We start from the raw sequence: 24,271 nt of genomic DNA, 5'->3' as shown, positions 1-24,271 counted from the left end.
GGGATGCGGTGCACCGCCTGGCGAAGGGGGCTGCGCGCCTGCGAAAGTCCGTGAGGGGAACCCTGAGGGAATCAGAGTCCCTCAGGGTTCCCCTCACGGACCGCGCCGGGCGAGCCGCGCAACGCCCCCCGATTGGGCCGAACGGGTGAAATCACCGCCAGAAATCAAACTCGAATACCGCCCCGCCCAAGGCGGCCGAAGCGCGAACCGCCCGGAGACCCGCTCCGTTTGCGTGGAACAACCCCTTGCCATGAAAGCGATTCGCGACCGCCACGCCCCTCCGTGCCCGGGCTGTCCACTGGGGTCACTCGCGCCGCGATGCGGATTCCGCAGCCACTCACCACATCCACGTCGGCAACCCAACCCAACCCCCGAAACCGTTACGGAAACCGACCCGCCCCGAGAACCCCCGGCGACCTCGTCAAGATCCCTGATTATGAAGGAACAACAAAGAATTCCTGAGCTTGCGCGGTCGGGTACTGTCGATGCCCCTGGGTGATATTTTGCTCCGAACGGCCGAGTGTCGCCGACGTATCTGTCACTCTGGTGGAGCATCCTGTACCGGGAAGCGGCCTGGGTCGGGACCGGGCGCAGGGGAGGAAACGCTGTGCAGTACCTGCGGGAAGACGAATATCTCACTCGTCAGCAGCGAGCGCTGGCGGAAATGGTGCGCCGGGGACGGCGGAAGCGCAGTTTTCAGCTGGCGGAACATCTGGCGGCGGAGGGTGGGGTGCATCGGTCGGACGTCCTCGCCGTGACCGCGCTTTTCCTTGCCTGTCAGGCGTTTCGACGGGGCGACGCGGTAGCCGTGCAACGATTTTCGAGCGCGTTTCGCAGTTGTGAGCGAAGCAGTGTCGATCTTGCGCGGCAGCTCATGCGTTTGGAAGCGGGCCGGGAACAGGGGTGGCTTCCGCGGGCGCATTATGACGAGCTTTTTTCCTACGCTTGGCGAGAAAACCGGCCCGACATTCTGGTCAAAGCCTCGTTGATTCAGCCGAGGGATGTTCCGGCGGCCGGATGGTGGGCCGAGATGGAGCGGAATCTCAGCCAGTTATCGGTCTGAACCGCGCGTTCACGACCAGTCGATCCGGGCGAACAGCCCCCTCAATTTCGCGCCGCGAGTCTCGTTCGTGGCGCTGACCCACGCGATCCGGCCCAGCAGGTGCGCGCGGAAATCCGGATGCCCGGCGCGGTTCTGCGGAGCTGGGCCGGTCCGGACGCAGTTGTGCAGCACGGCCCGCAGCTCGTCGTACTCGGAGCGGGCGACGGCAGGCGCGGCGTTCACCACCAAGCCCGCGACGCGTTGTTGCCGGTAGGCCGGTTTCACTGACGTCTTGTCGTCGCGCAGGCGGAAGCCCTCGTCGGTCACGATCCGCCGGACGCCGGGAAGCAGGCGGTGCAGCGGCAGGCTCGCGTCGCCGGAGAAGGCGAGGTCGTCGGCGTAGCGGGTGTAGTTCGCGCCCAGCACGGCGGCGAGGCCGGAGAGCCGCCGGTCCAAGCGATTGGTGACCGCGTTCGCTACCGACGGCGACGACGGAGCGCCTTGCGGGAGGTGCGTGCCGGCGAGGTGGCTCAGCATCCTCGACCGCGCGGGCGCGGAACGCAGGACGTCGACCGGCGTCCGGGTGGTGAGGATTCCGGCGACCGCGGCGGCGACCGCTGGCGGATACCCGGCCAGATCGAGCAGCGACCGCACGCGGGACGCGGAGACCGTCGGGAAGAAGCCGGCCAGATCGAGCCGCACCACCAGGTCCTGTCCGGCATGCGGGCGGGCGCAGGTGTGAATCGAACGACCGCGACGGAAACCGTGCGCGGCCTCGTGGACCGGCAGCGCGTCGAGCACGTGTCTACGGACCCGGCGCTGCACCTCGGCCAGCCGGGGCTTCGGCCGTTCGATCAGCCGCGCGCCGCCGGTGGACGTCGGGATCCAGCGGTAGCTGTAGTGCCGCAGCACCGGCCGGGACCGCCGGTGCCAGCCGCGTTCGTCGGCGAACCACGCCAGTTCGCCGACGGTGAGGTCGAGGGCGGCGGCGCATTCGTCGAACGTCGTCCACCGGGCGACCGGCCAGCGCCACACCGGCATCGGTTCGAGGAGCGACGCGGAGGCGACTCGTTCTCCGTTCATCCGCGCTGTCTTGCACGCGGAGCGTGCCGCCGCTGCGCGGGGCGCTGTGGGTACGTGTCGTGCTGCTCCCCGGGGTTGCCCCGGAGTGGGTGGGTCTCCACCGGCTCACCTCCGCGTCGCTCAACGCCACCCTAGCCAAGATCACCGACAAAACGGGCAGCCGGGAGAAGGCCCCCGTGACCGAGCCCACCCTTGACCCGGAGCCTTGTCTATAGCAACTTTTGCACTATGCAAGGTTTGCCGGACGACGTGGCCGATCTCGAGCGGCTGACTCGCGTGCTCGTGGCCGTGGCCTGGGACAGCGCGCACGCCGCCCCGCGCGGCGTCACCTTCCCGCAGGTGCGGTTGCTCGTGGTACTCGACAGCCTGGGACGCGTGCCGTGTTCGCGGCTCGCCGAGGCGATGGGCGTCAACGCCTCCTCGGTGACGCGGCTGGCCGACAAGCTCGAAGCGCACGGGTACGTCGTGCGCGGCGAGGACGAGCACCGCCGCACGGTGGTGACGATCGAGGTCACCGCTGCCGGGCACGAGGTCGCCGCGGGTGTTGTTGATCGACGCCATCGCGCGCTGTCCGAGCTGCTGGCGGAAGTGCCCGCCCAGCGGAGCCAGGCGGTCTCGACGGCGGTTCGCGACCTGGTCGCGGCGGCGGAATCGGCACCCGGCGTGCCCACTGCCGGGCCGGGCCGGCTGTGAAGATCCCGGCGCGGGCCGCGCACCTCGGCGATTTCGCGGTCAATCCGCGGATGCTGCTGATCACCGCGATTGCGCTGCCGGTGGGCGGCGCGGCGGCGGTGGCGGCGTTCGCGCTGCTCAAGCTCATCGGCTTGATCACCAACCTGGTCTTCTACCAACGCGTCGCCACGGATCTCGTCGCGCCGGGCGCGCAGCACCACCCGTGGTGGCTCGTGTTGCTCGCGCCGGTCGCCGGCGGGCTCGTGATCGGCCTGATGGCGCGCTACGGCTCGGAGAAGATCCGCGGCCACGGCATGCCGGAGGCGATCGAAGCGATCCTCACCGGCGGCAGCCGGGTGGCCCCGCGCGTCGCGGTGCTGAAGCCGGTTTCGGCGGCGGTCAGCATCGGCACCGGCGGCCCGTTCGGCACCGAGGGGCCGATCATCATGACCGGCGGCGCGGTCGGTTCGATCCTCGCGCAGCTGCTGAAACTGTCCGCGGACGAACGCAAGACGCTGCTCGTCGCCGGTGCCGCGGGCGGGATGGCGGCGACGTTCAACGCACCGCTCGCGTCCGTCCTGCTGGCGGTCGAACTGCTGCTCTTCGAATGGCGGCCGCGCAGTCTCGTGCCGGTGGCTGCCGCGGTCTCGGTCGCGACGGTGTGCCGCGGTTTCCTGCTCGGCACCGGACCGGTTTTCGGGGTCCCGTTCACCGGGGCCAACCCCGGCCCGGCCGCGGACGGGCTCGCCCTCATCCCCGGCCTGACCGGCGGATTGCTGGCGATCGGCGCGACCGCGCTCGTCTACTTCGCCGAAGATCTTTTCGCGCGCCTGCCCGTGCACTGGATGTGGTGGCCCGCGATCGGCGGCCTTGTGATCGGCGTCGGCGGCCTGATCGAACCGCACGCGCTCGGCGTCGGCTACGACGTGATCGACACGCTGCTCACCGGGCACGCGACCGCGTCGCTGATCGTCGGAATCCTGGTCGTGAAGACGCTGATCTGGGCGCTGTCACTGGGATCCGGGACTTCTGGTGGCGTGCTGGCGCCGGTGTTCATGATCGGTGCCGCGCTGGGAGCCGCGGAAGGCGGCTTGCTTCCTCATGTCGCGCCCGGATTCTGGGCGACGTGCGGGCTGGCCGCGGTGGTCGGCGGCGTGATGCGGTCGCCGTTCACCGGCATTGTGTTCACTTTGGAGCTGACTCACGCGTGGAGCTATCTGCTGCCGCTCGTTGTTGCGTCATTCTCGGCGTACGCGCTTTCGGTGTTGCTGCTCAAGCGTTCTGTGCTCACGGAGAAGATCGCGCGCCGACGGCTGCACCTCACTCGCGAGTACACGACTGATCCACTTGAGACGTTCTTCGTGCATGAAGTGATGACGCACCAACCGGATGTCCAGATGTCGGCGGATGTCGTTGTATTCGCGGACGACACTCTGCGCGACGTCGCGAACGAACTGGCGCTCGGGCACACGACGCAGGCGTTGGTGGTCGACCGGCATGATCCCTCGCGGGTGCTCGGCAAGGTGACGTTGGCGCAGCTGCTGCACGCGCGCCGACGGAACCTGCACGAGGAACATCACCGGGAGCGGCTGCTGGGTCCGTCGGTCAACGCTTGAGTCGTTGTTTGTCCACTTTGCCCACTGGGGTCAGCGGGAGCTCGTCGCGAAATTCCACCGTGGACGGTACGAAGTGCTCGCCGCCGAGTTCTTCGCGGACCTGGTCGCGTAGTTCGTCAGCGGTGGTATTTTCGGCGACCACCACTGCGTGCAGAAGGGTTCCGTCCGGCCCGGCCGCCGGGACGACTGCGGCGGCTTTCACCTTGGGATGACCGAGGAGTGCATGCTCCACTGTGGTCGAAGAGACTTTCGTGCCGTGGTCGCCGGTGACGATGACGTCGTCGATCCGGTCCTCTAGATAGAGGTAGCCGTCGTCGTCGAAGCGGCCGAGGTCGCCGGTGCGCAGCCAGCCGTCGCCGATCGGCGGTTGTCCGTGGTAGCCGTCCATCATGGACAGTCCGCGCACGAGTACTTCACCGTTCTCGATCCGGGCTTCCATGCCCGGCACGATACGGCCGACGGAGCCGAGAAGTTCCGGCCGGGCGAGGACTTCGTCCGCGGAGATGCTGGCGATCATCGGCGCTTCGGTGAGCCCGTAACCCTGTCCGACGACCGGGCCGAAAACCTTGAGCGCCTCGGCCAACCGGCGCGGCGGCAACGGTGCGGCCCCGAGGGAGAGCTGCTGCACGCTGGATACGTCCGTTGTGGACAGGTTCGGATGATCGAGTACCGCGGCGAGCCGAGGCGGGGTAAGGGAAAGCGTCGTGATGCGATGATGCTCCACATCGGCCAGAAGCTTTTCGGCGTTGAACTCCCGATGCAGCACCACGGTGTTGCCGCAGCAGAGCGCGCCGAGGACGGCGGCATTGCCCGTCATGTGTGTGAGCGGTGCGGTCACGAGGGCGGTTTTGGTGCCGTCCGGCTGGAAGATGTGTGCCACGCCGTCGTAGATTCCGCTGTGCCGGATCAGTTTCGGAGTTCCGGTGGTGCCACCGCTGGGAAAAATCGCCGTTGCCCGGTCCGGCAGTGTGTCCGGAGTGGACGGACGTGCGGCGGCCAGGGTGTCAAGTTCGGTGTCAGTCAGCAAAGTCGCCCCGGTGGCAGCCAGTGTCGCCGCCCGCGCCGGACGGCTCGCGGACGCGGCGATCAGCACGACTTCCAGCCCTCGCATCTGCGCGGCAAGCTGAGCGAGCACCACTTCCGGCCGGTTGACGGCGTCGATCGCCACCATGCCGCGTATCCCGGCGAGTCCACTGTACAGCCGCGACAGTAGGTTTGACGCCGCCCGGTACGTCATCGTGGTGTCGTCGTGGTGGAACAGCACGGTGTCGCCGCCGTCGCGGAGTGCGGAAAGGGCGCGGGACAGGAAAAAGCTCACGCGGCACACCGTAGTCGCGTGTTGGCCGAGGACGGCGATCGCGGCTAGATTCGCTGTCATGACCGCTCCGCCCGCGATCGACGCGGCATCGAAAAGCTGGCGCCGCGCCCTTGCCGACCTGCAGGCCGGACTGCGTGCCCGGGAACTGTGGGCGTTGCTCGCGTGGCAGGACATCAAGCAGCGCTACCGCCGTTCGTCGCTGGGGCCGTTGTGGATCACCGTCGGGATGGCGGTGACCGCGCTCGCGCTGGGCGTGGTGAACTCGGCGTTGTTCGGCACCTCGATTTCGACGTTGCTGCCGAGCATCACCACCGGGCTCATCCTGTGGAACTTCATGAACGGCTGCATCGTTGAGGGTTCGGAAACGTTCATCGCGAACGAAGGGATGATCAAACAGCTGCCCGCGCCGGTGTCGGTGTACGCGCTGCGCACGGTGTGGCGGCAGGCGTTGTACCTGGCGCACAACCTCGTCGTGTACGTAGCGGTGCTGGCGATTTTCTTCGGGAAGCTCTCGCAGCCGTACCGCTTGGTGGACAAGGCGGGCGCGCTCCTGCACCCCGGGCTCGGCTGGGGGATGCTGCTCGCGGTGCCCGCGCTGATGCTGGTGTTGCTGAACGGTGCGTGGGTGGTGCTGCTGTTCGGGGTGGTGTCCACGCGGTTCCGCGACATCCCGCCGGTGATCCAGAGCTTCATCACGATGCTCTTCTACGCGACGCCGATCATGTGGTCGATGGACCAGGTGCGCGCGATGAATCAGGGTTCGCACGAAGGTTTCGGTTCTGTCGCGGTGAATTTGCTGCAGCTCAACCCGGTGTACCACTTCGTCGAGCTCGTGCGCGCACCGCTGGTCGGGCAACAGCAGAGCTGGACGCACTGGCTGGTCGCGGGCGTGGTGACCGTGGTCGGCTGGTCGCTGGCATTGCTGGTGCTGCGCAACTACCGGGCCCGGGTCGCCTACTGGGTTTGAGGTCCACTTAGGACTCCATTCGCCGGCTGAGCACGCCCGCCCTCCGGGGTTTAGCGTGGTACCACGACCCGCGCGCGAACGGAGGCCACATGAAGCGTCGGAAGGCATTGCTGGCTCTGGGCGTGACGGTGCTCGCGATGAGCACGGTCGCCGCCACTCCCGCCGAACTCACCCCGCGGCAACTGGCCGGACAGCGGGTGATCTACTCCTATCCCGGCCTGACCCCGCCCGACGCTCTGCTGCAACGAATCCGCGCCGGAGAAGCCGCGGGCGTGATCTTCTTCGGCGAGAACATCTCAAGCTCCCAGCAGATTGCCGGTGTCGTACGACAATTACGGGACGCGAACGCGCAAAGCCCGGTACATCGTCCATTGCTGCTGATGACCGACCAGGAAGGCGGCAAAGTCCGCCGCCTGCCCGGCGAGCCCGTCCTGTCGGCGAAACAGGTAGCCCAGTCCGCGAACCCGTCGGCCGCGGCCAAAGCCGCTGGCACCGGCGCTGGCCAGAACCTGGCCGGGGTGGGCATGAACGTGAACCTCGCGCCAGTTCTGGATGTCTACCGCCAATCGGGCAATTTCATCGACAAGTACGGCCGTTCCTACAGCCAGGATCCCCAGGTGGCCGGTGCGCTGGGCCGGGATTTCGTGACCGCCCAGCAGTCCACCGGAGTCGCCGCGACGGCCAAGCATTTCCCCGGCCTGGGCGCCGTCCCAGCCGGAAGCAACACGGACGTTGGCCCGGTAACGCTGAACGTGCCTTTGCCCGAGTTGCGCGCCAAAGACGAGGCTCCTTACCACCCGGTGGTCGATGCGGGAGCGAAGCTGGTGATGCTCTCGTGGGCCGTGTACCCGGCTCTGGACGCCTCCCGTCCCGCCGGACTCTCGCCGATGGCCGTGCAGGAACTCCGCAACAGCACGAAGTTCGCCGGGGTGACTGTGACGGACGCTTTGGAAGCTGGCGCGCTGAAGTCCTATGGCGGGCCGGGGAACCGCGCGGTGCTGGCGGCTAAGGCGGGGATGGATTTGATTCTGGCCTCCGCCCGGGATGTGAGCCAGGGGGATGAGGCCGCTTCATCGCTGGCCGCGGGATTGTCGGACGGGACCCTGCCGAGCGGTGAGTTCAGTGCGGCGGTGGATCGGGTGTCGGCGTTGCGGGATGGGGTGAAGTGAGGGCTCTGGTGGTCGGGGATGGAGTGAAGTGAGGGCTCTGGTGGTGGGGGATGGGGTGAAGTGAGGGCTCTGGCGGTGGGGTTGCCGGTGCTTTGGTGAACTGCTTGCTCCGGCCGGATTCGGGAGGCGAGCTCCGACTTCCCGCGTGATGAGGTGCGTCTTTCGGCGTTTGGTCGCTAGACGAGGCTCTGCTCGTCGCGGTGCTTCTTCGGGTATGCCGAGCCGTGCGGTCAGCTTCTGCAGGTCGTGCGTGTGGCACGCCCATGGGTGCGCCAGGTTGCGAGGCGATGTTCCGCTCGCCGTGAAGCGAAGTTCCCCTCCAGCGAGCGTGGCCGTGAGGTGCCGCTTTCGTCAGCGGGCGTCTGAGCGCGCTGCTGCCGGTGAGCCTCTCTACTTGCCGTGCGCCGAGATGCGCACTGCTGAACCTTGCGTTCTCTGCCGCGCGACGAGGTCCTCGCATTGTTGCTGGTCTCCCGCGCCGAGCGAGAAGGCCCTTGTCCCCGCTCGCGGTGTGCTTCGCTGCGCGGCAAGGTTCCTAGCGTTGCCCCTGGGCGTGCTTTGCCACGCGGTGCGGTCCTGGATCCGCTCCCGATCCGCGCCGCCGCGAGATTCTGGGTACCGCATCCCGATGCGCCTAGCCGAACGGCACGGCTCCAGGCGTCGCTCCCGGTATGTCTCGCCGTCCAGCTCCGCGGCGCCGCAGCCAGTCAGCGGTGTCCTTCCTTCGCGCTAAATGCGAATCTGGTCGTCGCGCAGCCCCGGCTGGCGACGTTGTAGCCGGGACCTGCACGGCACCCGACCCGCCGTCCGCGATTATCCAGCAGACAACCCCCCGTTCCGGTGACACCCGGCGGTGTGGACATCGCGCTGTCGGCGGGCCGAACGGGCACCCTTGCGTGCGACCCACCCACGACGGGAGGACGAATGCAAGCTTGGTGGCTTCTGGTGGCCGTCGCCGCGGTGTTCGTGGTGCTGGCCGTGGTGTTCCTGCGCCGCGCCGCCCGGCGTCGTGCCGCCGTTCCGCCGCCGAAGCCTCCGTCCGCCTCCCCGCCGGACGACTCGACACGCCGCTGGGTCTCCCCGTCGGACGACGTTCCCCGCCGCGCCCGCCACCGACTCGACGAGGCGCACCCCCTGGCGCGCTACCCGGTCGCCCGGCAGCGTCCGATGCCGCACCCACGATCGTCGACGCAGGAGGATCCCGCCCAGGAACGGCGAGACTCGTAGCCCGGGGTCGCGACTAGTCGTCGCAGAAGATCGGCGTCGGCGGATGGCTGCCGAAGAACCGCTCCAGAAGCGCTGCCAGACACCTGCCCATCAGAGCATTGCCAGGGACTCGTCGTTGTTCATCCCTGTGGGCGAGCGCCGAGCCCCGTTTTTTGTCGGTGCCCGCTGAGATGCTTCCGGCATGGTTCCCGTACTGCTTCTCATTGACGTCCAGAACAACATGCTTCTCCCGCCCACCCCAGTGCCCGATGCCGACCGAGTCGCCGCCGCGATCTCGCGTGTCCTGGAGCGGGCGAGAGCTGCGGGTGCCCAGGTGGTGCACATCCGGAACAACGGCACCGGCGACGACCCCGACGTGCCTGGTACCTCCGGCTGGGCACTGGTGCACGAGGTCCGCCCGGGCGAACACGTAGTCGACAAGCAGACACCCGACTCCTTCGCCGATACCCCGTTGGGTTCCCTGCTTCCGGAGTCAGCCCCGCTGGTTGTAGCCGGAATGCAGAGCGACTTCTGTGTCAGGGCCACCTCTTTGGCCGCCCTCAAACGCGGTCATGAGGTCACGCTGGTCCAAGACGCCCACGCCACCTACGACGACGAACTCCCCGCCGCGGAGGAGAGCGCCCGAGTGGACGAGGAGCTGTCCGCAGCAGGCGTGAAGCTGGTCGGAAGCGAGGAGGTGGTCTTCGCCTGATCCTGGTGTCGTCGAGTGATCCTGGTGCTGTCGAGCCGACGGCGACTGACGAGTCGGTAGGCCTCCGCGAGGCCGATCGATTTCATCGCTGAATCGCAGCGAAAACAGGTGTTGGACTGCGTGGCCGACGCGAGCCAATACTCAGCCCATGACGTCTGCGCCCGGCGACTCTGCCGAGGATCCCGCCCGAAGCGGCGACCAGCGCCTCGACGGTGGCGTGTCGGCGGACCGGTCCGCCGACACCGAGACCGGCCCAGAAGCTGAGGGAGGCGTAGACGATCGTCGGAGCGCGCAGGACGGCGCTGCCCTCGGTGCGGTGAGCGCTGGCACGGTGGCCGACGCCAAGCTGATGGCGAGCTTCGACGCGGCACCCGGCGTCGGTTCGGTAGCGAGTGTCGACGCGGTGCCTGGTGTCGGTTCGGTAGCGAGTGTCGACGCGGTGCCTGGTGTCGGTTCGGTGGTGAGCGTGGACGCGGTGCCTGGTGTCGGTTCGGTGGTGAGCGTGGACGCGGCAATTGGCGTCGATTCGGCGGCGAGTGTTGACGGGGCGGCCAGCGTTGATCCGGTGGCGAGCGTCAATGGGGCGGCCAGCGTTGGCCCGGTGCCGAGTGTCGAGTCGGCGGCCAACGTCGACCCAGCGGCTGGTGTCGAGTTGGCAGTCGGCGTCGGTCCCGCAGCCGATGCCGAGTCGCTGGCGGGCGTCGCGGCGGAGAGCCTTGACTCGGATGCCGGGCTGAACCGGTCTGCCGGTGCTGAATCGGTGGCCGGTGCGAGCCGTGCAGTCAATCTCAACCCGGTGTTGAGCGGCAATTCGGTGGCGAGCGTTAGCCCGGCAGCCGATGCCGAGTCGGTCGACAATCCGGCGGTCGATGTCGAGTCGATCGACGGAGCGACTCGCGACGTCGTCCGGTTGTTGCGGCGGTTGGGCGGGCGCGCGTTCGCGTTGGCGTTCGTCGCCGGGATTACCGGGCTGACGACCGTCGCGCTGGTGTTGGGGTTGGTCGGGTTCGCGCTGGTGCTCGCGCCGGTGCGTGGGGTCAGGCGAGGAGGTGGGCCAGCAGCGCCCGTGCCGCCGGGTTGGTGAGGTTTGCCGAGCGGCCGGTCAGGTAGATCGTGCGGGCCAGCGTCGGCTGGGTGAGGTGGGCGAATGGCAAGCCGGACCTCGCGGCGACCTGTTCTGGGACCACGGTGACGCCCAGGCCGGCCGCGACCAGATCGACCAGCAGCGGGACGTTCGTTGCCTCGCACACCTGGTCGCGGCGGACTCCGGCTTCGGCGAAGGCACGGTCGACCAGGACTTGCAGGCCGCTGCCAGTGAAATCTACGAAAGGTTCGCCGTCCAGTTCCGCCAGCCGGACTCGGCGGCGGGGCGACAGGCGGTGTCCGGGGTGGGTGAGCAGGACCAGGTTTTGCTGCCAGCTGGCGAATTCGGCCAAGTCCTCGGGCAGCGGACCGCCCACATAGGACAGATCCAGTTCGCCGTCGGACACCGCGGCGGTCAGTCCGGGGATCGTGCCTTCCCGGACGCGCAGCCGGATTCCTGGGTACCGCGCGCGGAATTCGCCCAGCTTCGCGGGCAGGTCAATGACAGTCAGAGTCTGGATGGTTCCGATCGACACCCGGCCGCGCGCGAGGCCGGTCACCGCGGCGACCTCGCCGCGGGCGGAGTCGACGTCCGCGGCGATCTGGTGCGCCAGCGGGAGCAGGGCCTCGCCTGCGGGGGTGAGAGTCACTCGGCGGGTGGTGCGGTCGAACAGCTCCGCGCCGAGGTCGGCTTCCAGTTTCCGGACGGACGCACTGAGCGCGGATTGCACGACGTGCACGTCCTGGGCGGCGCGGGTGAAGTTGCGGTGCCGGACTACGGCGAGGAAGTGTTCGACCTGCCTCAGCTCCATCGGCTTCGCCTCCGTCTCGCCACCGGGAGTGGTGCTCGCTGAACGTACCGCGCGGATCGGATCGCGCCGGCGGATCTGGCCAGAGGCAGGAGCCACGGCAGCCGGGCCGAGGGGGAGCCGGAGCGGGAGGCGGTGGGTTCGCGCGGGCCGCGGGTGCCGTGCTCGGTGAGACGCGGAGGGGTGGGCGCGCGATGGGCCGGTGTCGTGCCTCATTGGCCGGGCGGTCGGGTGTGAAGAGCTCGGCTCGCCGGAGCTCGTAGGAGGCGGACGGCTGGGGTGAGCGGTGGCGGGCCAGGCGGTTAGCTGGGCGGACTGGGGCGGCTGAGCGCGAAGGGTTCGTTCCGCTGGAGTCGGCGCGAGGTGGGCGGCTCGCGGGGATACCTTGCCGGGTCCAGTGGTTGGCCGGGCGGGGCCGCCCGGTGGGCTTGCCAGTCGGAATTGGGGAAGCGGGCAGCGCAGGCGGAGGGTGTGCAGGAGGACCCGCCGAAGCGCCTGGGGCTCCCGCCGAATTCTGCGGGAGCCCCAGAGAGCCGACAGCGCCGACAGCGCCGACAGCGCCGACAGCGCCGAGAGGGCCGAGGGAGTCGACAGGGCCGAGAGAGCCGAGAGGGCTGAGAGGGCTGAGAGGGCTGAGGGAGTCGACAGCGCCGAGAGAGCCGAGAGGGCTGAGAGGGCTGAGGGAGTCGACAGCGCCGAGAGAGCCGCGAGGGCTGAGAGGGCCGAGGGAGTCGGCAGGGCCGACAGCGCCGAGGGAGCTGAGAGAGTCTTACTGGGCCGTGTACCCGCCATCCACCAGGATCTCCACCCCGGTCACATACGACGATTCCGCGGAAGCCAGGAACAGGATCACATCAGCGACCTCCTGCACCTCCCCGGTCCGCCCCATCGGCACGCCCTCCACCTGCTTCGCTCGCCACACCGGATCCGTCGAGCCGCGGGAGGTGCGCATCGGCGGCAGCAGGCCAGGGGCTACAGCGTTGACTCGGATGCCGTCGCCCGCGTAGTGGACCGACGCGGTGGTCGTCATCGCTTTGATCGCGCCCTTCGAGGCGGCATAACCCAGGTGCACCCCGATCTGGCCGATCGAGGCTGAGATCGAGGTCAGGTTCACGATCGAACCACCGCCCCTGCCCGACATCGCAGTGGCGCCGTGTTTGATGCCCAGGAACACCCCGCGGGCGTTGACCTGCAGCAGGCGGTCGTAGAAGGCCGTACTGGTGAGGTCCGGGTCGAAGGTGCCGCTGATGCCGGCGTTGTTGACCAGGACGTCCAGCTTTCCGTGCTGGTCCAGGACGGCGGCGAGGACAGCTGCCCAGGAGTCTTCGTCGGTGACGTCCAGGCGGCGGTACTCGGCTTGGCCGCCGACCGCGCGGATCTCTTCGGCTACGGCGGTGCCGTCCGCGTCTTCGACGTCGGTGACGATGACGGTCGCGCCTTCGCGGGCGAACGTCAGTGCGGCCGCCCGGCCCATTCCGCTCGAGGCGCCGGTGATCAGGGTGATCTTGTCGGCCAATCGCATAGGGGGTGCCCTTTCGCTGGGTGGGGAGACCCCAGTCTGAGCGGGTGCGTCGGCAGGTCGTGGCGAGGGGGGTGGCCCGAAGATCAGGCCAGCTCAGCGGAGACGACGGACGAAAGGTCGCGCAGGGCGTCCAGCAGGGCATCGAGCGCATCGGGGCTGACCAGGACCGTGCTGACCATGCTGCTTTCCCGGACGCCCTCGCGGACGTCGACGGACAGTTCGTGGATCAGCTTCCCGTGCTGGGTCAGCGTGGCGACCAGGCCGGGGATCTGGTCGATGCCGCCGACGAAGTACGTCGCGATCCGGCGGCGGACCAGCATGGCCGGGGCGGAGGTGTACGGGGCGGAGGAAAAGGTGCTCAAGGACATGGCGTTTCTCCAGGAAGAAGGATCTGGCGGGAAGGGGGCCAGGTCCCGGAGAAAAAAAGGCGTACGCCAGCATGCGCGCCGGCAGCCTGGTTCAGCCGGCGCGCTGGGTTACGAGTCGCTCGGACGTCATGAGGCGCAGCACGGCGTCAGGCTAACACGGCGATCCGAGAAGGCAAAAGAATCCACAATGGACAGACGGGGTCAGCCGGGTTCGTTCCACGGCAGGCGCTTGCGCAGCAAAGTGGCCGCACGCAGGGCGACTTCCACTTCCAGCCGGTGTTCGGCCAGCGGTCGTCCGCACAGTTCCTCGGCCTTGCGGACGCGATAGTGGACGGTGTTCTTGTGCAGGTGCAGCCGGGCGGCGGCATGCGTGTAGCTGCCGTCGGTGTCGAGGAAGACTCGCAGCGTCTCGCGCAGTTGTTCGGTGCCGGGATCGTCGGCGACGAGGTCGCCGAGGACCCGCGCGATCCAGCGGTAGACATCGTCGGACTGTTCGGTGAGCAGGGCGGCGATCGCGACGTCGTCGAACAGCACCACGCGCTGGCTCTGGTCCTCGTTGGTCTCCGCGACGGCCCGCGCCCGCACCGCCTCGCGCAGCGACCCCCGGAATCCGGCCAGTCCGTAGCCTGGCGCGCCCAGGGCCAGTCGCAGGCCGCCGCCGATGTCGGTGACGCCGGAGCGGAGGCGGTCGACCTCGATGTCGTCGCGTTCCGTGCTGACTGTCCAGCTCCACAGGGTGCGGTCGTCCGCCAGCATGGTGAGCGCTGGACCGCGTCCGCACACCTCCTGTAGCAATCGGGCCGCGGACTGCAGTTCACCCGCGCCCTCGGCGGGCAGCCACGCGACGGCTGCGCGGTGCCACTGCCGCATCGGGAAGGCGAGGAGCTGTTGTGCGGCGTCCTCGGTCAGCGTGTCCGAATCGAGGACCAGCCGGATCTGCGCCGCCCGCGCGGCTCCGGTGCGGCTGCTCCAGCGTCGGCGTTCGGTCTCGAAGATGTCGATGAGGCCCTCGATGACCTGGTCGATGTAGCGGTTGGTGCGGCGGGACAGTTCCGCCAGGACGCCGAGCGCGAGCTGGGTGTCGATGTTCGGCTGCCGCTCCAGCGCCTCGATCGCCCACTGTTCGAAGCGGTGCTCGCCGAGCCGGTACGCGCGCAGCAGTGCTTCCAGCGACAGCTCGTGCTGGGCGAACCGGCGCGCGTACTCGGCCGCGGCGGGCGGGACGGTGATCCGGTCGAGCGGGATGGAATGCGACAGCATGTCGAGGATCGCGACCAGATTCGCCGACGTGCTGGCGATCATGAGCTTCCGGACCGTCTCGTCGTGCCGGAATTCCGGGATCATCTCGACGAACCAGTCGGTCAGCTCGGTGGTACGCGCGGTGAGGTCGGCGTCGATGGCGTGCGCGATCTCGGCCACGACGGCGTCGACGGCGTCGGACATGGCGGTCAGGGTAGCCACCGGACCGCCCCGGCGACAGGCGAGCGGCGTCGTTCACCCCCTCGGTGCAGGCGGTTGTGACTCCGGCACAACGACCGGCGAAGCCTTCGGTTCTGCGGCCTATGGCTTGGGTCACGGCCCGTCCTTACCGTCATTTCCCACTAAGCCGCCCTGGGAAAGGACTTCGACGATGCACCTCGCGGCGCTGCCTGAAGCACGAGCCCGGCGGAACCCGAACCGGCCCTGTCTCGCTGATGAACACGGCGAACTCGGCAACGCCGGATTCGCGGTGCGGGTGCGCAGCGCGGCGGCCGCGTTGCGGCAGCGAGGGGTCTGCGCGGGCGATGTTGTCGCGGTGCTGCTGCCGAATCGGGTCGAGTTCGCGGTGGTGTTGTTCGCGGCCTGGCGGCTCGGGGCCGCGGTCACGCCGGTGAATCCGGAGCTGACAGACGGCGAGGCGTCGTTCCAGATCGCGGACGCGCAAGCGAAAGTGGTTGTGGGGCAAGGGGATTCGGACCTGGTGACCGTGCGGCTCGAGGAACTGGCGACGGCCGCGCCGGACGAGGGTCCGGTGGCCGACGACGAGCAGGCCGTCGCGTTGCTCATTTACACCAGCGGCACGACGGGACAGCCGAAGGGCGTCGTGCTCGACCACGCCAACGTGCGGGCGATGACCGAAATGATCGTCGACGCGCTCGAACTCGGCGCGGCGGACCACAGTTTGCTGATCTTGCCGCTGTTTCACGTCAACGGAATCGTGGTCAGCGTGCTCGCGCCGCTGCTCGCCGGCGGCCGCTCGACGATCACCGCGAGATTCCGCGCCGACGATTTCTTCGACACAATCGAACGTGTCCGTCCGACGTATTTCTCCGCCGTACCAGCGATTTACGCACGGCTGGCGGGTCTCCCGGACACCGTGCGGCCGGACACTTCGTCGCTGCGGCTGGTGGTTTGCGGTGCCGCGCCGATGCCCGCCGAGCTGATCCAGCGGGTCGAGGAACGGTTCGGGGTGGTGGTCGTCGAGGGCTACGGACTGTCCGAGGGAAGCTGCGCGTCGACGCTGAACCCGCTGGCCGGGCCGCGCAAACCGGGCACCGTCGGGCGTCCGCTGCCCGGGCAGGAAGTCGCGCTGATGGATCCGCGAGGCAGGCTGACCGACGGTCCCGGCGAGGTCGTGGTCCGCGGTCCGAACGTGATGCGCGGCTATCTCAACCGGCCCGAGGCCACCGCCGCGACGATCGTCGACGGCTGGCTGCACACCGGCGACGTCGGGCGGTTCGACGAGGACGGCTACCTCGTCCTGGTCGACCGCATCAAGGACATGATCATCCGGGGCGGGGAGAACCTCTACCCCAAGGAGATCGAGAACGCACTGCACGCACACCCGGCGGTGCTGGAAGCCGCGGTGGTCGGCGCGCCGCATCCGGTGCTCGGCGAGCTGCCGGTCGCGACCGTGACGCTGTACCCGGCCGCGGTCGTGAGCGAGGCCGAGTTGCTGGAGCACTGCCGCGCCCGGCTGACGCGGGTGAAGGTGCCGGTGCGGATCGACATCGTGCCCGCGCTGCCGCGGAATCCGGTCGGCAAGATCGACAAACCGGCGCTGCGCCGCGAACTCGCCGCCGCGAGCTGATTCCGCTCTTGAAAGAACAATTCGTGCCCGCATCAGCGGGTCCGGTCGATGCTGCCCGGAGAAAGGCGGAGAACAATGGGGTTCAAGACAGGGGACTTTCCCCCGGTCGATCCGGAAACCTTCCTGCGGAAGCCACTGTTTGAACGGACCAAGGCGCTCGCGCTGCACTGGGTCCAGTTCGGATTCGGCTCGCCCAAAATGATTCCGGCCACGTACGTGGTGAAGCTGCTCTTCCTCTACGTGCTGGCCGGGGTGGCGCTGGTCACCGCGACGTCCGGCGTCGGCCCGTTCTGGGACGTCGCCGCGTGGTGGCACGAACCGGTCGTTTACCAAAAGCTCGTGCTGTGGACGGTATTGCTGGAAGCCGTCGGAGTCGCCGGTTCCTGGGGACCGATCGCGGGCAAGTTCAAGCCGATGACCGGTGGGATTCTGTTCTGGGCGCGTCCTGGCACGATCCGGCTGCGGCCGTGGAAGCGCGTCCCGTTCACCAAGGGAGACCTGCGAAACGGCTTCGATGTGCTGCTGTATCTGGCTTTCCTCGCCACGCTGCTGACCGCGATCGTCCTGCCTGGCGTCCCGAACGCTGCGTTGTCGGCGGCTCTGCCGGGAGACACCTCGGGCCTCGTGCGTCCGGCGTTGCTGATCGCGCCGATCGCGCTGTACGTGCTGAATGGCTTGCGGGACAAGACAGTTTTCCTTGCCGCGCGGGGTGAACAATACCTGCCCGCGTTGGTTTTCTTCGCGTTCCTGCCGTTCGTGAACATGATCATCGCCGCGAAGCTGCTGATCTGCCTGGTCTGGATCGGCGCGGGCGTCTCGAAGTTCGGCAAGCACTTCACGAATGTGGTGCCGCCGATGGTGTCCAACAGCCCGTGTGTGCCGTTCAAGTGGCTGAAGCGAGCGCATTACCGGGATTTCCCGAACGACATCCGGCCGTCGAAACTCGCGTCGTTCATGGCGCACGTCGGCGGGACGACGGTGGAAATCATCACCCCGCTGGTGTTGCTGTTCTCCACCAACCACTGGGTCACGCTCGCCGGGGTCGCGCTGATGGTGGTGTTCCACCTGTTCATCACGTCCACCTTCCCGCTGGCCGTACCGCTGGAGTGGAACATTCTCTTCGGCTACCTCGCGATCTTCCTTTTCCTCGGCTTCCCGGCGAGCGCTGGATACGGCGTCGGCGACATGACACCGGGCTGGCTGGCCGGCGTGATCGCGGCCGCGCTGCTGTTCTTCCCGATCCTGGGCAACCTGCGGCCGGATCTGGTGTCGTTCCTGCCGTCGATGCGGCAGTACGCGGGCAACTGGGCGTCGGCGCTGTGGGCCTTCGCGCCGGGTGCCGAGGCGAAGCTGAACACGTTGCCGCACCGGCCGACGAAAAACCAGGTCGACCAGCTGCAGGAGATGGGTTACCCGGCGGAAATCGCCGAGATCACCATGCAGCAGACGATCGCCTGGCGGTCGATGCACAGCCAGGGCCGCGGGTTGTTCTCCGTGCTCGCGAAGAACCTGCCGGACCTCGACGCGCGGACGGTGCGCGAGGCCGAGTTCGGCTGCAACTCGATCCTCGGGTTCAACTTCGGCGACGGGCACCTGCACGGCCTCGACTTCGTCAACGCGGTGCAGAAGCGGGTCGGATTCGCGCCCGGGGAGTGGATCGTGGTGTGGGTCGAGTCGCAGGCGATCCACTCGAAGGTGCAGCATTACCAGGTGATTGACGCGGCGCTGGGCGTGATCGAGCGCGGCCACTGGACGGTGGCCGACGCGGTCAACGAACAGCCGTGGCTGCCGAACGGCCCGATCCCGCTCACCGTCACTTGGACCGCGAGCCCGGCGACGACGAGCAGCGTGCTGGCATGACCACGGCGGTGGTGGTCGGCAGCGGTCCCAACGGACTCGCGGCGGCGGCAGTGCTGGCACGCGCCGGAATCGACGTGACGGTGCTGGAGGCCGCTGACGAGATCGGCGGCGGCACCCGCACCTACGAGGCGATCGTCCCCGGCCTGCTGCACGACCACTGCTCCGCGACGCATCCGATGGCGGTCGGCTCGCCGGTGCTGACCGGCCTCGGGCTCGACCGGTACGGCCTGCGCTGGCGGTTGCCGGAGATCGACTGCGTGCACCCGCTCGACGACGGCACCGCCGGAGTCCTGCGACGCTCGGTCTCCGACACCGCCGCCGGGCTCGGTCCGGACGAACGCCGCTGGTCAGCGCTGTTCTCCTCGCCCGCGCAGAACTACGACGCGCTGAGCGAGGACATTCTCGGCCCGCTGCTGCGGGTGCCGAAACATCCATTGCTGCTGGGCCGGTTCGGTCTGCCGACGGTCGCCCCGGCGACCGTGCTGGCCCGGTACTTCCGCACTGAACAGGCTCGTGCGCTGTGGCTCGGCGTTGCGGCGCACGCGTTCCGGCCGCTGGACCGTCCGCTGTCGTCGGCGATCGGGCTCGGCATTCTCACCGCTGGCCACCGGCACGGCTGGGCGGTCGCGGAGGGCGGGTCGCGCGCGATCAGCGACGCCTTGGCCGCTCTGGTGGCCGACTTCGGCGGGAAGATCGAGACCGGCGTGCGGGTGCAGTCGGTTTCGCAGCTGCCTCGGGCGGACGTGGTGGTGTGGGACGTCGGACCTCGCACACTGGCATCGGTGCTCGGCGACCGGTTGCCGCCGCGGATCCGGCGGGCGTACGAGCGGTTCCGCTACGGTCCCGGTGCGTTCAAAGTGGACTTCGCGGTGCAGGACGGAATTCCGTGGCGGTCGCCGGAAGCTCGGACGGCCGGGACCGTCCACTTGGGAGGATCGGCAGCGGAAGTCGCGACGGGTGAGCGGGAAGTACACAATGGACGAATGCCGGAGCGGCCGTTTGTATTGCTGGGTCAGCAATACCTGGCCGACCCGTCCCGGTCGGTCGGTGATGTGCATCCGGTATGGGCGTACGCGCATGTGCCGCATGGATACACCGGCGACGCCACCGAGGCGATCACCGCGCAGATCGAACGGTTCGCACCGGGATTCCGGGAGCGCGTCATCGGCTCGGTGACCACATCGTCGGCGGTATTCGCTGCGGGGAACCCGAATTTCGTCGGCGGGAACATCCTCACCGGAGCGAAAGACGTGCGGCAACTGGTGTTCGGCCCGCGGGCGACCCTGCAGCCGTACGACGTCGGCGTGCCGGGCCATTTCGTGTGTTCCGCGGCCACGCCGCCGGGACCGGGCGCGCACGGGATGTGCGGCAGTCACGCGGCGGCGCGGGCGTTGCGGTACCTGCGGCGGTAAGGATTACCGGATCAGGACGCCCGGGTTCAACACTCCGGCGGGGTCGAGGGCGTCCTTCGCCGCGGACAGAGCGGCGGCGAACGGGTCCGGGCGCTGCCGGTCGTACCACGGGCGGTGGTCGCGGCCGACGGAGTGATGGTGGGTGATTGTGCCGCCGTTGGCCAGGATCGCTTCGGACACAGCGGTTTTCAGCTCGTCCCACTGCGCGACGGTGCTGCCCCAGCGGCCGGTCGCGTAGATGCCGTAGTACGGCGCGGGGCCGTCCGGGTAGACGTGGGTGAACCGGCAGGTCACGACGCCTGCGCCGCAGATCTCGGCGATCGCCGCGTTCGCGGCCGTCGTGACTGCCTCGTGCAGTGACTCGAACGCGTCCCAGGTGCAGGCGGTCTCGAAGGTCTCCACCACCATCGACCGGCGGGCGAGCGCGTCGCGCTGGTACGGCATCCGCAGGAAGGCCGATCGCCACGCCGAACCGGATTCGCCGCGGCGGGCGGTGACGGTGCCTCCGTGGTCTGCGGCGAGTTCGAGTGCACGGTCCAGCCAGGCGTCTACCGGATGGTCTGCGGACTCGAACGCGAGCAGCAGCAAGCCGTCCGCCTGAACGCCGGTGTTGAGGAACGCTTCCGCGGCGTCGAGGAGGCGGCAGTTCGCCGGGTGCAGGCCGGACTGGGCGATCGCCCGGGTCGCTCGTACTGCGTCGGCGTACCTGGTGAAGCTCACCGACGCTTTCGCCTGCCAGCGCGGACGTTCCTGGAGGCGCATCCAGGCTTCGGTGATCACGCCCAGTGTGCCTTCCGAGCCGAGGAACAGCCGATCCGGCGACGGTCCGGCCCCCGAACCGGGCAGCCGGCGCGACTCGCTGACGCCGGCCGGAGTCACGACGCGCAGGGATTCGGTGAGGTCGTCGATGTGCGTGGCCAGCGTGGCGAAGTGGCCGCCGGCGCGGGTCGCCAGCCAGCCGCCGAGCGTGGAGTGCGTGAACGACTGGGGGTAGTGCCGCAGCGTCAGGCCGTGCGGGCGGAGCTGGTCCTCCAGTTCGGGCCCGTACACGCCAGCCTGGATGCGGGCGGTGCGGCTCGTCTTGTCGATCTCCACGACCTGGTCGAGGCGGCCGAGGTCCAGCGACACCGCGGGCGCGGGGAACCGCGGTTCGATGCCGCCGACGACGGAACTGCCGCCGCCGTACGGGATTACCGGGGTGCCGCTGGTGGAACACCAATCCAGGAGGTCGAGCACGTCCTGCTCGGACTCCGGGCGCGCGACGACGTCCGGCACCGCTTCGACTCGTCCTTCCAGGTTCCGGACGACGTCGCGGAACGCCTTGCCGCGCGCGTGCGAAAGCCGGTCAGTCCGGTCGGCCGAGCACAGCCGGGCCAGTGCGGCGGGCGGGCGGAGCCGGGACGGCGGCACCGGCAGATCGTCCGGCGAGGGAGGAGCGTGGTCAGTGAAGTCGTGGGCGGGAAGCAAGGCGGACGTGCGCGCGACCAGCGCTTCCGACTCTTCGGCGGTCAGCGCTTCCTCGGTGTCGCCCCAACCCCACCAGGACCGTGTCATCCGACTGCTCCCTTCCGAATTGACTCAAGAGTAACTTACTCTAGGGTAATACGCACTGAGGAGGAAAGATGAGCGTGCTGACCGCTGCCGCGCCGTTCGTGGTGAACCGGGTGCTCCCTCGCTTCGACCAGCGGATCGAGGAGTCCGCGAAGCCGTTCGACCGGCCCGGCCTGCTGCGGCCGCATCCGGACTCGCGGACCTGGGCGTGGACGCATTACGGCATCTTCGTTCCGGAGCTGCCTGCGCCGCATCGCTACCTCAACACGATGACGCTGATCGGCAGCACTGGCGCGGTTTGTTTCGACAACGACTACCTCGCCACCTCCGATGCGCGCCGCACCACGACTGTCCTGTCGTCTACTGCCGCGCCTGGGCATCATCACTATCAGGCTTACGATTCGCACACTGAATGTCGCTTCGCCGAGGACGGTTCGCGGCTGGAGTGGGATTCGGATCTTGCTATCGAGGTGGCGCATCCGTCGTATCAGGTGCACGCGCGTTATGACGGGTTCTCGGCGGACTTGGCGATCACTGCCACGCCTCAAGTGTCTTGGTTCGTGCGGAATCCGGCGTATGACCACTTGAGCCTGCTTGCCACTTTTACCGGGATGATTACTGACGACACTGGTGAGACTGAGATCGGCGGGCTCTGCACCGTCGAGTACGCGCGATCGGTTTCGCCGCAAGCGCTTCGACGTACGCCACTGCCTCAGCGGTTCAAGCTGCCGATCGACTTCTTTACCTATCAGATCATCAATCTTGATGACCGGACGCAGTTGTTGCTGACCGATGTTCGGGCGGCCGGGGCCACGGCTTGTCGGCTTGCCTATGTGCGCACGCTTGACGGGGATGCCGCGGTGTTTCGTGAGGTCCAGTTCGAGGTGGACTATCGGGGCGAGCCGGAGGTTGATCCGCGGGGGAGGGAGATGCGGGTGCCGGAGCGTTTTCGGTGGACGGTGCGGGACGGGGCGGAGGAAGTCGTGGCGTTGGAGGCTGTTGTGGACAGTCCATTGCGGTATGGGCATGGGCGCGGTTATGTCGGCGCGTACACGTATTCCGGGGCGTTTCGGCGGCGGCCGGTGTCGGGGAGCGGGTACTTCGAGTGGGTGGATTGCGAAAGTTAGCCGCGCAGGGAGGTGAGGATTCTCGCGCAGCGCTGGGTGGTGGTTTCGGCGGTTTCTTCCGGGTGCTCCAGCCACCAGTTGACGGTGGCGGCTACTGCGCCGTACCAGATCCGGGCGAAGAGGGAGGCGTCCGCGGGGTCGGCGAAACCGGCTGTGGACAGGGCTTCTTGGGTGCCTTCCGCGCCCAGTGCGGACAGTTTGCGGCGGTAAGAGCGCGCGGCTTCGTCCACTGCGGAGTTCGGGGGGAGGGTGGGGTCCCAGAGAACTGCCCAGTCCAGGCGGCGGGGTTCCAGGGTGCGGAAGATCGCTTCCAGGGTGCCGAGGGCGCGGGTGAGGCCGGTGCCGGTTTGGGCTTCGGTGACCGCGTCGACCAGCGGGGCCGCGCCGCGGTGCAGGCAGGCCAGGTAGAGGCCGTCTTTGGAGTCGAAGTAGCCGTAGACGAGCGGTTTGGAAATTTCCGCCCGGCGGGCGATGGCGGCTACTGAGGCGTGGGCGTAGCCCTGGGCGCCGAACTCCTGGACGGCGGCGTCGAGGATCAGCCGCTCCCGTTCGGGGCGCGGCATTCCTTTGCTGCCTGCCGAATTTGCCACGTGGTCAGCATAGCTGATGTCGGCCGCTGGGCGGTTGAGTCCATTGTGGACGCTGGGCGCGGTGGCCGGGTAGGCTGCTCGCGTAGGTTTTCGCGAGGCAGGGGAGTGTCGCTGTGTCTACTCATCATCTTGTTACTGACGGTGCGGACATCGTTTACGACGTGCACAACCAGCCGGCCGGGGAGGGGACTCGGCCGTTGGTGATGATCGGGCAGCCGATGGACGCCAGCGGGTTTGGGACGCTTGCCGGGTTGTTTCCGGAGCGGGCGGTGGTTACCTATGATCCGCGGGGGCTTGGGCGCAGTACTCGGTCCGATGGGGCTACGGAGAATCAGCCTGAGGTTCAGGCTGGGGATGTGCATGCGGTGATTTCGGCTCTGGGGGCGGGGCCTGTTGATCTGTTCGCCAGCAGTGGCGGGGCGGTTACCGCGTTGGCGTTGATGGCTCGGTATCCGGGGGATGTGGTGACGTTGGTGGCGCATGAGCCGCCGGTTATCGCGGCGTTGCCGGACGTCGAGGGGGCCGCGCGGGCTTGTGACGGGGTGACTGAGCGGTATTTGGCTCGGGGGTGGGGGTATGGGATGGCTGCGTTTATCGCTATGACCAGTTGGGTTGGGGAGTTTACTGAGGAGTTCTTCGCGCAGCCTGGGGTTGAGCCTGGGCAGTTCGGGTTGCCTGGCGAGGATGACGGGAAGCGGGATGATCCGTTGTTGTCTTCGCGGTCTCGGCCGGTTATTGACTATGTGCCGGATTTTGCCGCGTTGAAGGCTGTCGGGAGCCGGGTTGTGCTGGCGGTGGGGGAGGAGACTGGGGATACGTTTACTGGGCGGACTGTTCGGGCTCTTGCCGCGCGGCTGGGGATGGGGGTGACTGTGTTTCCCAGTCATCATGGGGGGTTTCTTGGTGGGGAGCGCGGGTATGCGGGGAAGCCGGAGGAGTTTGCTGTTCGGTTGCGGGAGGTTTTGGGGTGAGCTGCTCGTCGCCTGGCGGCGACATTGCAGGCGTTGGTTGCGTGGGGCACCCCGAAGCGCGATTGTGCTGACGGTTCGGGGGTGCTTGTCAAGGCGGGAAAGATGCCTTGACAAGCACCCCCC

At 68.2% G+C, this 24,271-nt stretch carries 21 protein-coding genes; 13 read left to right on the top strand and 8 right to left on the bottom strand.

Annotated elements, in window-relative coordinates; all coding sequences use genetic code 11:
• The first annotated feature begins 607 nt into the window (after nucleotides 1-607).
• On the top strand, nucleotides 608-1,063 hold the full coding sequence (locus tag ABZX37_RS46110) for a hypothetical protein (protein WP_354750673.1): 456 nt from the start codon (nucleotides 608-610) through the stop codon (nucleotides 1,061-1,063).
• A gap of 9 nt (nucleotides 1,064-1,072) precedes the next feature.
• On the opposite strand, the gene ABZX37_RS46105 is transcribed toward ABZX37_RS46110, so the two are convergent.
• Nucleotides 1,073-2,125 (bottom strand): reverse transcriptase family protein, encoded by a 1,053-nt coding sequence (locus tag ABZX37_RS46105; RefSeq protein ID WP_354750672.1) that lies wholly within the window; start codon nucleotides 2,123-2,125, stop codon nucleotides 1,073-1,075.
• Nucleotides 2,126-2,353: 228 nt separating this feature from the next.
• On the opposite strand from ABZX37_RS46105, the gene ABZX37_RS46100 reads away from it, so the two are divergent.
• The gene (locus ABZX37_RS46100; RefSeq protein WP_354750671.1) at nucleotides 2,354-2,818 is read left to right on the top strand and encodes a MarR family transcriptional regulator; all 465 of its coding nucleotides are present in this window, start codon (nucleotides 2,354-2,356) and stop codon (nucleotides 2,816-2,818) included.
• On the top strand, nucleotides 2,815-4,413 hold the full coding sequence (locus ABZX37_RS46095; RefSeq protein WP_354750670.1) for a chloride channel protein: 1,599 nt from the start codon (nucleotides 2,815-2,817) through the stop codon (nucleotides 4,411-4,413). The genes ABZX37_RS46100 and ABZX37_RS46095 overlap by 4 nt, the downstream gene beginning before the upstream one ends.
• Here the strand turns inward: ABZX37_RS46095 and ABZX37_RS46090 are convergent.
• A complete protein-coding gene (locus ABZX37_RS46090) occupies nucleotides 4,403-5,731 on the bottom strand; it encodes a fatty acid--CoA ligase family protein (protein WP_354750675.1) in 1,329 nt (442 codons plus the stop codon). The genes ABZX37_RS46095 and ABZX37_RS46090 overlap by 11 nt on opposite strands.
• Nucleotides 5,732-5,789: 58 nt before the next feature.
• On the opposite strand from ABZX37_RS46090, the gene ABZX37_RS46085 reads away from it, so the two are divergent.
• From ABZX37_RS46085 to ABZX37_RS46065, 5 genes are all read left to right on the top strand, one after another.
• Complete coding sequence (locus ABZX37_RS46085; RefSeq protein ID WP_354750669.1) at nucleotides 5,790-6,698, top strand: ABC transporter permease; 909 nt, start codon at nucleotides 5,790-5,792, stop codon at nucleotides 6,696-6,698.
• A gap of 89 nt (nucleotides 6,699-6,787) precedes the next feature.
• Nucleotides 6,788-7,867 carry a glycoside hydrolase family 3 N-terminal domain-containing protein gene (locus ABZX37_RS46080; RefSeq protein WP_354750668.1) on the top strand — a complete coding sequence of 360 codons (1,080 nt, stop codon included), beginning with the start codon at nucleotides 6,788-6,790 and terminating at the stop codon, nucleotides 7,865-7,867.
• Between the two features lie 924 nt (nucleotides 7,868-8,791).
• Nucleotides 8,792-9,094, top strand: a complete 303-nt coding sequence (locus ABZX37_RS46075) for a hypothetical protein (RefSeq protein ID WP_354750667.1) — start codon at nucleotides 8,792-8,794, stop codon at nucleotides 9,092-9,094.
• 181 nt (nucleotides 9,095-9,275) lie between these two features.
• Nucleotides 9,276-9,785, top strand: a complete 510-nt coding sequence (locus ABZX37_RS46070; RefSeq protein WP_354750666.1) for an isochorismatase family protein — start codon at nucleotides 9,276-9,278, stop codon at nucleotides 9,783-9,785.
• 148 nt (nucleotides 9,786-9,933) lie between these two features.
• The gene (locus ABZX37_RS46065; RefSeq protein ID WP_354750665.1) at nucleotides 9,934-10,869 is read left to right on the top strand and encodes a hypothetical protein; all 936 of its coding nucleotides are present in this window, start codon (nucleotides 9,934-9,936) and stop codon (nucleotides 10,867-10,869) included.
• Here ABZX37_RS46065 and ABZX37_RS46060 read toward each other — a convergent pair.
• The 4 genes from ABZX37_RS46060 to ABZX37_RS46045 form a co-directional block, all read right to left on the bottom strand.
• Entirely contained in the window at nucleotides 10,823-11,680 is an 858-nt protein-coding gene (locus ABZX37_RS46060; RefSeq protein ID WP_354750664.1) for a LysR substrate-binding domain-containing protein, read from the bottom strand. The genes ABZX37_RS46065 and ABZX37_RS46060 overlap by 47 nt on opposite strands.
• 766 nt (nucleotides 11,681-12,446) lie before the next feature.
• Complete coding sequence (locus ABZX37_RS46055; RefSeq protein WP_354750663.1) at nucleotides 12,447-13,199, bottom strand: SDR family NAD(P)-dependent oxidoreductase; 753 nt, start codon at nucleotides 13,197-13,199, stop codon at nucleotides 12,447-12,449.
• Between the two features lie 83 nt (nucleotides 13,200-13,282).
• The gene (locus ABZX37_RS46050) at nucleotides 13,283-13,567 is read right to left on the bottom strand and encodes a hypothetical protein (RefSeq protein ID WP_101437935.1); all 285 of its coding nucleotides are present in this window, start codon (nucleotides 13,565-13,567) and stop codon (nucleotides 13,283-13,285) included.
• A gap of 201 nt (nucleotides 13,568-13,768) precedes the next feature.
• Nucleotides 13,769-15,010 carry a helix-turn-helix domain-containing protein gene (locus tag ABZX37_RS46045; RefSeq protein WP_354750662.1) on the bottom strand — a complete coding sequence of 414 codons (1,242 nt, stop codon included), beginning with the start codon at nucleotides 15,008-15,010 and terminating at the stop codon, nucleotides 13,769-13,771.
• 187 nt (nucleotides 15,011-15,197) lie between these two features.
• Between ABZX37_RS46045 and ABZX37_RS46040 the strand changes: the two genes are divergently transcribed.
• From ABZX37_RS46040 to ABZX37_RS46030, 3 genes are all read left to right on the top strand, one after another.
• Nucleotides 15,198-16,637, top strand: coding sequence for an AMP-binding protein (locus ABZX37_RS46040; RefSeq protein ID WP_354750661.1), 1,440 nt, complete (start codon nucleotides 15,198-15,200; stop codon nucleotides 16,635-16,637).
• 75 nt (nucleotides 16,638-16,712) lie between these two features.
• Nucleotides 16,713-18,497 carry a DUF3556 domain-containing protein gene (locus ABZX37_RS46035; protein ID WP_354750660.1) on the top strand — a complete coding sequence of 595 codons (1,785 nt, stop codon included), beginning with the start codon at nucleotides 16,713-16,715 and terminating at the stop codon, nucleotides 18,495-18,497.
• On the top strand, nucleotides 18,494-19,909 hold the full coding sequence (locus tag ABZX37_RS46030; RefSeq protein ID WP_354750659.1) for an NAD(P)/FAD-dependent oxidoreductase: 1,416 nt from the start codon (nucleotides 18,494-18,496) through the stop codon (nucleotides 19,907-19,909). The genes ABZX37_RS46035 and ABZX37_RS46030 overlap by 4 nt, the downstream gene beginning before the upstream one ends.
• A 3-nt stretch (nucleotides 19,910-19,912) precedes the next feature.
• Here ABZX37_RS46030 and ABZX37_RS46025 read toward each other — a convergent pair whose 3' ends face one another.
• Nucleotides 19,913-21,463 (bottom strand): FAD-binding oxidoreductase, encoded by a 1,551-nt coding sequence (locus ABZX37_RS46025; protein ID WP_354750658.1) that lies wholly within the window; start codon nucleotides 21,461-21,463, stop codon nucleotides 19,913-19,915.
• 68 nt (nucleotides 21,464-21,531) lie between these two features.
• Between ABZX37_RS46025 and ABZX37_RS46020 the strand changes: the two genes are divergently transcribed.
• Nucleotides 21,532-22,587, top strand: coding sequence for a DUF6670 family protein (locus tag ABZX37_RS46020; RefSeq protein ID WP_354750657.1), 1,056 nt, complete (start codon nucleotides 21,532-21,534; stop codon nucleotides 22,585-22,587).
• On the opposite strand, the gene ABZX37_RS46015 is transcribed toward ABZX37_RS46020, so the two are convergent.
• Nucleotides 22,584-23,177 carry a TetR/AcrR family transcriptional regulator gene (locus tag ABZX37_RS46015; protein ID WP_354750656.1) on the bottom strand — a complete coding sequence of 198 codons (594 nt, stop codon included), beginning with the start codon at nucleotides 23,175-23,177 and terminating at the stop codon, nucleotides 22,584-22,586. The genes ABZX37_RS46020 and ABZX37_RS46015 overlap by 4 nt on opposite strands.
• A gap of 203 nt (nucleotides 23,178-23,380) precedes the next feature.
• On the opposite strand from ABZX37_RS46015, the gene ABZX37_RS46010 reads away from it, so the two are divergent.
• On the top strand, nucleotides 23,381-24,148 hold the full coding sequence (locus tag ABZX37_RS46010; RefSeq protein ID WP_354750674.1) for an alpha/beta hydrolase: 768 nt from the start codon (nucleotides 23,381-23,383) through the stop codon (nucleotides 24,146-24,148).
• Nucleotides 24,149-24,271 lie beyond the last annotated feature (123 nt).

It is taken from the genome of Amycolatopsis sp. NPDC004079 (assembly GCF_040610415.1).
GTDB lineage: Bacteria > Actinomycetota > Actinomycetes > Mycobacteriales > Pseudonocardiaceae > Amycolatopsis > Amycolatopsis halotolerans.
The sequence above is the reverse complement of the archived record's forward strand: the minus strand, read 5'-3'. Positions and strand labels throughout refer to the sequence as shown.

Bases quoted from the DNA above. Each gene is read 5' to 3' on its own strand.
- ABZX37_RS46025 (WP_354750658.1), bottom strand. From the start codon at position 21,463: ATGACACGGTCCTGGTGGGGTTGGGGCGACACCGAGGAAGCGCTGACC.
- ABZX37_RS46105 (WP_354750672.1), bottom strand. From the start codon at position 2,125: ATGAACGGAGAACGAGTCGCCTCCGCGTCGCTCCTCGAACCGATGCCG.
- ABZX37_RS46020 (WP_354750657.1), top strand. From the start codon at position 21,532: ATGAGCGTGCTGACCGCTGCCGCGCCGTTCGTGGTGAACCGGGTGCTC.
- ABZX37_RS46040 (WP_354750661.1), top strand. From the start codon at position 15,198: ATGCACCTCGCGGCGCTGCCTGAAGCACGAGCCCGGCGGAACCCGAAC.
- ABZX37_RS46035 (WP_354750660.1), top strand. From the start codon at position 16,713: ATGGGGTTCAAGACAGGGGACTTTCCCCCGGTCGATCCGGAAACCTTC.
- ABZX37_RS46060 (WP_354750664.1), bottom strand. From the start codon at position 11,680: ATGGAGCTGAGGCAGGTCGAACACTTCCTCGCCGTAGTCCGGCACCGC.
- ABZX37_RS46075 (WP_354750667.1), top strand. From the start codon at position 8,792: ATGCAAGCTTGGTGGCTTCTGGTGGCCGTCGCCGCGGTGTTCGTGGTG.
- ABZX37_RS46070 (WP_354750666.1), top strand. From the start codon at position 9,276: ATGGTTCCCGTACTGCTTCTCATTGACGTCCAGAACAACATGCTTCTC.
- ABZX37_RS46055 (WP_354750663.1), bottom strand. From the start codon at position 13,199: ATGCGATTGGCCGACAAGATCACCCTGATCACCGGCGCCTCGAGCGGA.
- ABZX37_RS46050 (WP_101437935.1), bottom strand. From the start codon at position 13,567: ATGTCCTTGAGCACCTTTTCCTCCGCCCCGTACACCTCCGCCCCGGCC.
- ABZX37_RS46030 (WP_354750659.1), top strand. From the start codon at position 18,494: ATGACCACGGCGGTGGTGGTCGGCAGCGGTCCCAACGGACTCGCGGCG.
- ABZX37_RS46045 (WP_354750662.1), bottom strand. From the start codon at position 15,010: ATGTCCGACGCCGTCGACGCCGTCGTGGCCGAGATCGCGCACGCCATC.
- ABZX37_RS46065 (WP_354750665.1), top strand. From the start codon at position 9,934: ATGACGTCTGCGCCCGGCGACTCTGCCGAGGATCCCGCCCGAAGCGGC.
- ABZX37_RS46080 (WP_354750668.1), top strand. From the start codon at position 6,788: ATGAAGCGTCGGAAGGCATTGCTGGCTCTGGGCGTGACGGTGCTCGCG.
- ABZX37_RS46010 (WP_354750674.1), top strand. From the start codon at position 23,381: ATGATCGGGCAGCCGATGGACGCCAGCGGGTTTGGGACGCTTGCCGGG.
- ABZX37_RS46085 (WP_354750669.1), top strand. From the start codon at position 5,790: ATGACCGCTCCGCCCGCGATCGACGCGGCATCGAAAAGCTGGCGCCGC.
- ABZX37_RS46100 (WP_354750671.1), top strand. From the start codon at position 2,354: ATGCAAGGTTTGCCGGACGACGTGGCCGATCTCGAGCGGCTGACTCGC.